Below are 6,801 nucleotides of genomic sequence, written 5' to 3'. Positions count from 1 at the left end.
CATGGCGCGATGAAGCGTTATCGATAACGCTTCATCGCGCCCGAGGGCGCTCCTACGAGGTCATGCAGGTGGCGGGCATGGATCCATCGATCGATACCCGTCACCTGCATCCTTACATTGCAAACTGCCCGCAGCGTGTAGCGCAACGGCGGACACGCGCTGCGTGCCCGCCTCACCGCACTCAGCTGGCCGCGCAGAAACCGAATTCAGCGGTTGCACCCGCTGCCAGGGTGCGATTGAAGTCCACGCCGCTGGCCTTGAGCGTGCTGCCGCTCTGCGACCAGGTGACATTCCAGGCGTTGTTGACGGTGCCGGTGACCGGCAGCGAAATCGCCCAGGTGCCGCTCCCGGTGCCGGTGTTGGTGACCTGCACGCGATTGCAGGAGCCGCCGCTCCAGCTGCTGTCCACGATCACCTTGGTGCTGAAGCTGCCAGTGGGAGTCGGTGTCGGAGTGGGCGTCGGGGTTGGCGTTGGCGTGGGAGTCGGTGTGGGAGTAGGCGTCGGCGTGGTGCTGCTCACCGTGCCCCACAAGGTCCGCAACAAGGTCATCTTGTCTTCGCGCACGCTGATCCAGTCGTCGCGCAGGATGCCGCCGGTGTCGCCGCTGTTGGGATTCCACGACCAATAGAAGCCCTCGTTGATGCCCTTGCTGCGCAGGTACTTCACCAGCGCGTCCTGCCACACCTTGTCGCGCGCATCGCCTTCGCCGTACTTGCCGCCGAATTCGCCCAGCAGCAGTGCATGGGTGCCGGCAAACTTGCCGAAATGGCGCTCCCAGATCGCCGGCATGTTGTTGGGGAAGTTGCTGTCGTTGAAGTACGACTGCACGAACACGTCCGGCCCGTACACATGCGGTGCCAGCAGCAGGCGGTTGGCCGGAATGTTCAACGGCGTGCAGGCCAGCGGCTGCAGATTGCCGCCCCAGAAGATGCCGCCATTGGTCGAGCACACCGGATTGTCGGTGATGCCTTCCACCGCAATGATCCACTTGGGCGCCACGGCCAGCACTGCGGCCGACCCGCGCTCGGCGGCCTTGTTCCAGTCGGTGGCCGCGTTGCCGGTGCCCCAGGTGGCGGCGCCGTGCGGTTCGTTCTTCAGATCCACACCGATCACGCTGGGCACGTTCTTGTAGCGGTTGGCGACAAAGCGCAGGTCGTCCAGCCACTGCGCTTCGGAATACGAACTGGTGTACCAGAGCTCGGAAATGGCGCCGCAATCGGGGGTGTGGTGATCCAGCAGCACGTAGATGCCGCGCGCGTTGAACTCGTTGATCACCTTGTCGAGGATCTGCAGCGAGGTCAGGCCTTGCAGATCGGGGTTACGGCCGTAGTCGATGCTGCTGGGCATGGTGGTGGCGCGCAGCGTGGCCGGGCAGAACGGCAGACGCACGGCGTTGAAGCCCAGGCCCTGTATCTGGTTGATCATCTCCTTCCAGTTGCGCGCCCACAGGCCATGGATGACATGGTTGCCGGTCTCGAAACCGAACACGTTGACGCCTTTGAGCTGCACCACCTTGCCTTTGTCGTCGACAATCTTGTTGTTGCTGATGGAATAGCTGAAGGCCGGTGCGGCGGCTAGTGCCAGTGCCGTGGCCAGTGCGAGCGTGCTTGCAGTCCTGAAAATGGACATGGTGATCTCCCTAGAGAACCGAGCCCGACAATCGGGCGCGGTGAGGGGGGCATCTTGGTCCGCGGCCGTTTTATGTGGCGTGACCCCAGCCACAGAAAAGCGCATTGCCGCACCGATCACGCGCAGGCTGCGGGCGGGGTCGCTTTCCCGCACACTATTGCCGCTGCGCAGTGTCCGCAGGCTGTCCTTTCTGTCCCCGGAGTGTCTTCCAATGTCCTTCTTGCGTGCCGAATTGGCGCAATGGCGCGCCTCACCTGCGCGCGAACTGATGGCCGGTGCGGTCGCAACGTTTGCCTTGATTCCCGAAGTGATTGCGTTCGCCTTCGTGGCCGGCGTGGACCCGCAGGTGGGGCTGTTTGCGTCCTTCGTCATTGGCATCGTGATTGCGTTTTGCGGTGGACGCCCGGCGATGATTTCTGCTGCGGCCGGCTCGGTGGCGTTGGTGGCCGCACCGCTGGTGGCCACGCATGGGTTGCCGTATCTGCTGGCGGCCGGGTTGCTGGCCGGCGCGGTGCAGATCCTGTTCGGGGTGCTGCGGCTGGGCGTGCTGATGCGCTTTGTCAGCAGCTCGGTGCGCACCGGCTTTGTCAACGCGTTGGCGGTGCTGATCTTCGCCGCGCAGCTGCCGCATCTGCACGGCGCCAACCTCACCACCTGGGTGATGCTGGGCGTGGGCCTGGCGATCATCTACGGGCTGCCGCGGCTGCGCCTGCCCGGCGTGTCGGCGATTCCCTCGCCGTTGCTGTGCATCCTGCTGCTGACCGTTGCAAGCACGGCCTTGCATCTGCCGCTGAAGACCGTGGCCGACCTGGGCAAGCTGCCCAACGCACTGCCGGTCCTGCAATGGCCGTCGGTGCCGCTGACGCTGGAGACCTTGCGCATCATCGCCCTGCCGGCGCTGGCCATCGCGATGGTGGGGCTGCTCGAATCGCTGATGACCGCACGTGTGGTCGACGAACTCACCGACACCCCGAGCAACAAGAACCGCGAGTGCACCGGGCTGGGTCTGGCCAACACCGCTGCCAGCCTGTTCGGCGGCATTGCCGGCTGCGGCATGATCGGGCAGACCGTGGGCAACGTGAAATACGGCGGGCGTGGGCGCTTGTCGACCTTGTTTGCCGGCGTGTTCCTGCTGATCCTGATGGTGGCGCTCAAGCCGTGGGTGTCGCAGGTGCCAGTGGTGGCGTTGGTGGCGATCATGGTGATGGTCTCGGCCGAGACCTTCGACTGGCGCTCGTTGCGCACCGTGGTGACCCATCCGCGCACTTCCAGCGTGGTGATGCTGGCCACCGTTGCGGTGACCTTGCTCACCCATAACCTCGCTGCGGGTGTCGCAGTGGGCGTGGTGTTGAGCGGGGTGTTCTTCACCTTCAAGGTGGCGGGGCTGCTGCAGATCGGTCACAGCGACGCCGATGGCGTGCGCACCTACAGCGTGCGCGGGCAGGTGTTCTTCGCCTCGGCCGACGTGTTCATCGATGCCTTCGACGCACGCCAGGTCCCCGGCCGCACGGTGCTGATCGACGTAAGCCGCGCGCATTTCTGGGATATCACCGCGGTGGCGGCGCTGGACAAAGTGGTGCAGCGGCTGCGTCACCATGGCCTGGAGGTGCAGGTCACGGGCTTGAACGCCAGCAGCCGGCGGCTGATGCAAGCGCACGCGCTGGGCGAAGACGCGCTGGAATCTTCGCTGCCCTGAGCACGGCAGGGCGAGTGGGCGCATTCGGCCTGGCCGCACATAGCCGACACGCAGGCGGCCGACATGCACCCGGCTCCCGGGCTGGCTGGCCGCACGCTGAGCGTGGCCGGGCAGCGACCTCAAGTTCGCCTGAATAGCGCCGATGAACCGACATCAAAGATTGCCGGTGATCGTCGTGATGCCAGTGCGTTTCAGCCCGAGATGTCTGCCTGCGTGCCGCCAGCGGTGCTGCGGGCCTGCGTCCGTGCACGGGATGGCGCGGCGATGACCAACGAACCGTTACTGGAACGGATGGTGGACCTGACCGCCATTCGCGATGCCGATCTGCTCGATCTGAGCCTGCTGCGCACCGTGCGCGAGGTCTGCGCAGCTGAAGAACTCTCGCTGCTGCGCATCGCTCCGGACGGCCGCACCATGGCCGAAACCCGGCTGCGCGAGGACGGCCGGCTGTCGTTGACGGTGGCCGAGATCCGCGACGCGCAACTGCGTGCGCAGCTTGCCGACGCACGCGGGGCGGGCGATGTGGTGCAGCTGGAGGAAGACGGCCGCGCGCTGCTGGTCTACCCGATGATGGAAGCGCGCGGCATCCGCACGTGCCTGCGCGTGGGTGGTTCGCGCGTTCCCGGCACCGCCGAGCAGGCGATGCTGCAGGGCTTTGCGCGTTTTTTCCAGAATTACCGCAGCCTGCTCGACGATGCCCAGCGCGACGCATTGACCGGGCTGCGTAACCGCAAGACCTTCGACGATGTGATCCTGCGCTTGTTCGCAGGCGGTGTGGCAGACGCGTCGGCAGGCGAAAGCGTGTGGCTGGGGATCGTGGACATCGATCACTTCAAGCGCGTCAACGACAGCTTCGGCCATCTGTATGGTGACGAGGTGTTGCTGCTGGTTGCCCAGCTGATGCAGCGCGCGTTCCGTCATGACGACCTGCTGTTCCGCTTCGGCGGCGAGGAGTTCGTGATCGTGCTGCGCGGGGTGGACCGGGATACGGCGGTGAGCCTGTTCGAACGCTTTCGACAGGCAGTGGCCGAGTACGCCTTCCCGCAGGTAGGCAAGGTCACGCTCAGCACCGGCATCGTCGAATTGACCCATGGCCGCTTGATCAGCCAGATGATGGACGAGGCCGACAAGGCGCTGTACTGGGCCAAGCAGCACGGTCGCAACCGCGCCGAGGTCTACGCCGAGTTGATCGCCAGCGGGCAGATGCAGCATCTCACCCAGCAAGTGGGCAGCGTCGATCTGTTCTGAGTTGTGTCATCCATGGATGGCAACGTAGTACCGCGCTGCGTGATGCAGCCGCATTGCCGATGCACACACCCGGTCAAACGCCGCAGTGGCTACACTCCAGGGCTGTCTGGACAACACCTGGGTGCTGCAGTGAAGCGAGCTGTGATGAAGCAAGTTGTGACGAAGCGAGCCGTGATCGAGCGACTTGCGATGGGAATGCTGGCCATGGCGGTCTCGACTGCAGTCATGGCAGCGACGCCCACCTTTGATGGCGCGCGCATCTCGCGCGACGTCAAGGAACTGGCCTCCGACGCCTACGAAGGCCGCGGCCCGGCTACCGCCGGCGAAGAAAAGACCATCGCCTACCTGAGCAAACAGTTTGCTGCCGCCGGCCTGCAGCCGGGCGGTGATCTCGCCAACGGCAAGCGCGCATGGACTCAGGCGGTGCCGCTACGCCGCGCCGATATCGTCGGTACACCGACCATCGCTTTGCAGAATGCCGGCAAGCCGCAAACCCTGACCCAGGGCAAGCAGATCGCCATCCGCGCTGCGCTGGATGGTTCGTCCACCGTCGACATCGCCAACGCACCGCTGGTGTTCGTCGGCTACGGGGTCAAGGCGCCGGAGCGCGACTGGGACGACTTCAAGGGCGTGGATCTGAAGGGCAAGATCGCGGTGGTGCTGATCAACGACCCGGATTTCGAAACCGGCAAGGGCGCCTTCGACGGTGCCGGCATGACCTACTACGGCCGCTGGACCTACAAGTATGAAGAAGGCGCGCGCCAGGGCGCGCTCGGTGTGCTGGTGGTGCACGAAACCGCGCCGGCCTCTTACGGCTGGGACACGGTGGCCAGCTCCAACACCAACACCATGTTCGATGTAGTGCGCGACAACCCGCGCAGCGCCCATCCCACCCTGGAAGGCTGGATCCAGCGCGATCTGGCCAGTGAGTTGTTCAAGCATGCCGGGCTGGATTTCGACACCTTGAAGAAGCAGGCGCAAACGCGCGGCTTCAAGCCGGTCGAACTCAAGGGCCAGGGCCTGAGCGCCAGCTACCAGGTCAAGTCCGACGTGATTACCTCGCACAACGTGGTCGCGCGCCTGGAAGGCAGCAAACGCCCCGACGAGACGCTGATCTACAGCGCGCATTGGGACCACATCGGCGTGGGCAAGCCGGACGCACGCGGCGACACCATCTTCAATGGTGCGCTGGATAACGCCAGCGGCACTGCGGCGTTGCTGGAACTGGCACGCGGTTTTGCCACCGGGCCCAAGCCGGAGCGCTCGGTGGTATTCCTGGCGGTGACCGCCGAAGAAAAGGGCTTGCTGGGTTCGGAGTTCTACGCCTCCAAGCCGCTGTACCCGCTGGACACCACGGTGGCGGTGATCAACATGGACGGCATGAACCCGTTCGTGCCCGCGCGCGATTTTGGCATCTACGGCACTGCCAAGCTGGAGTTGCTCGACCAGATCAAGAGCGTGGCCGGCCAGTGGAAGCTGCGCTACACGCCCGATCCCAAGCCGCAGGCGGGGTATTTTTTCCGCTCCGATCATTTCTCCTTCGCCAAGCGCGGCGTGCCGGCGCTGTCGTATGCCTCCGGGCAGGACTGGGAAGTGGGCGGCGTGGCCGCAGGCAAGGCCGCCTCCGACGACTACACCGCCAAGCGCTATCACCAGCAGGGCGACGAGTGGAAGCCAGACTGGACCTTCGCCGGTGCGGCGCGCGATCTGGGCGTGCTGTACGCGCTGGGCCAGCAACTGGCCGATTCGCGCCAGTGGCCAAACTGGAGCAGCGATTCGGAGTTCCGCGCCACCCGCGATGCCAGCGAGGAGGCACGCAAGTAAGAGGGTGTTTGACGGACAGCGTTTCAGCCAGTGACCGACTAACGTTCTGGTGAGGGTGCCGAGCCCTCGACTAGCTGCGTTTCTGTCAGTCGTAGAGCGGCAGATCTTCGGCTTGGCTGCAGGGCCCTTGCCCGCCCACCGTCGCGGGACACGCCGCAAGTACGTCCGTGTAGGCTCTTACGCGGCATCCATGCCGCGTAAGGTCCCGCGACGGTGGGCGGGCAAGGACCAGTTGGGATGGTCGGTGTGTGGTCTTAAGCGAAGCAGTCGGCGAGTCGATTGCGGGCGGCTGATTTGCGGGTTTGCTGCCGGGCCCTTGCCCGCCCACCCTCGCGGGACACGCCGCAAGTACGTCCATGTAGGCTCTTACGCGGCATCCATGCCGCGTAAGGTCCCGCGACGG

4 protein-coding genes are annotated in these 6,801 nt (G+C 65.1%); 3 read left to right on the top strand and 1 reads right to left on the bottom strand.

The genetic code is table 11. The annotated features are described in order from the left end of the window. Nucleotides 1–181 precede the first annotated feature (181 nt). Entirely contained in the window at nt 182–1,630 is a 1,449-nt protein-coding gene (locus ABS769_RS22005; protein ID WP_350498288.1) for a cellulase family glycosylhydrolase, read from the bottom strand. A gap of 211 nt (nt 1,631–1,841) precedes the next feature. Between ABS769_RS22005 and ABS769_RS22000 the strand changes: the two genes are divergently transcribed. From ABS769_RS22000 to ABS769_RS21990, 3 genes are all read left to right on the top strand, one after another. Next, on the top strand, nt 1,842–3,326 hold the full coding sequence (locus ABS769_RS22000) for a SulP family inorganic anion transporter (RefSeq protein WP_317063303.1): 1,485 nt from the start codon (nt 1,842–1,844) through the stop codon (nt 3,324–3,326). Nucleotides 3,327–3,590: 264 nt separating this feature from the next. Next, entirely contained in the window at nt 3,591–4,574 is a 984-nt protein-coding gene (locus ABS769_RS21995) for a GGDEF domain-containing protein (RefSeq protein ID WP_317063304.1), read from the top strand. A gap of 174 nt (nt 4,575–4,748) precedes the next feature. After that, entirely contained in the window at nt 4,749–6,398 is a 1,650-nt protein-coding gene (locus ABS769_RS21990) for a M28 family metallopeptidase (protein WP_317063305.1), read from the top strand. Nucleotides 6,399–6,801 lie beyond the last annotated feature (403 nt).

The organism is Xanthomonas hortorum, from assembly GCF_040279205.1.
GTDB classification, from domain to species: domain Bacteria; phylum Pseudomonadota; class Gammaproteobacteria; order Xanthomonadales; family Xanthomonadaceae; genus Xanthomonas; species Xanthomonas hortorum_F.
Note: the sequence above shows the minus strand (reverse complement) of the source record. Positions and strands in the feature narration are given on the sequence as shown.

What these genes read in the sequence shown, in the direction of transcription:
- ABS769_RS22000 (WP_317063303.1), top strand. Translation starts at nt 1,842, where the DNA reads ATGTCCTTCTTGCGTGCCGAATTGGCGCAATGGCGCGCCTCACCTGCG.
- ABS769_RS21995 (WP_317063304.1), top strand. Translation starts at nt 3,591, where the DNA reads ATGACCAACGAACCGTTACTGGAACGGATGGTGGACCTGACCGCCATT.
- ABS769_RS22005 (WP_350498288.1), bottom strand. Translation starts at nt 1,630, where the DNA reads ATGTCCATTTTCAGGACTGCAAGCACGCTCGCACTGGCCACGGCACTG.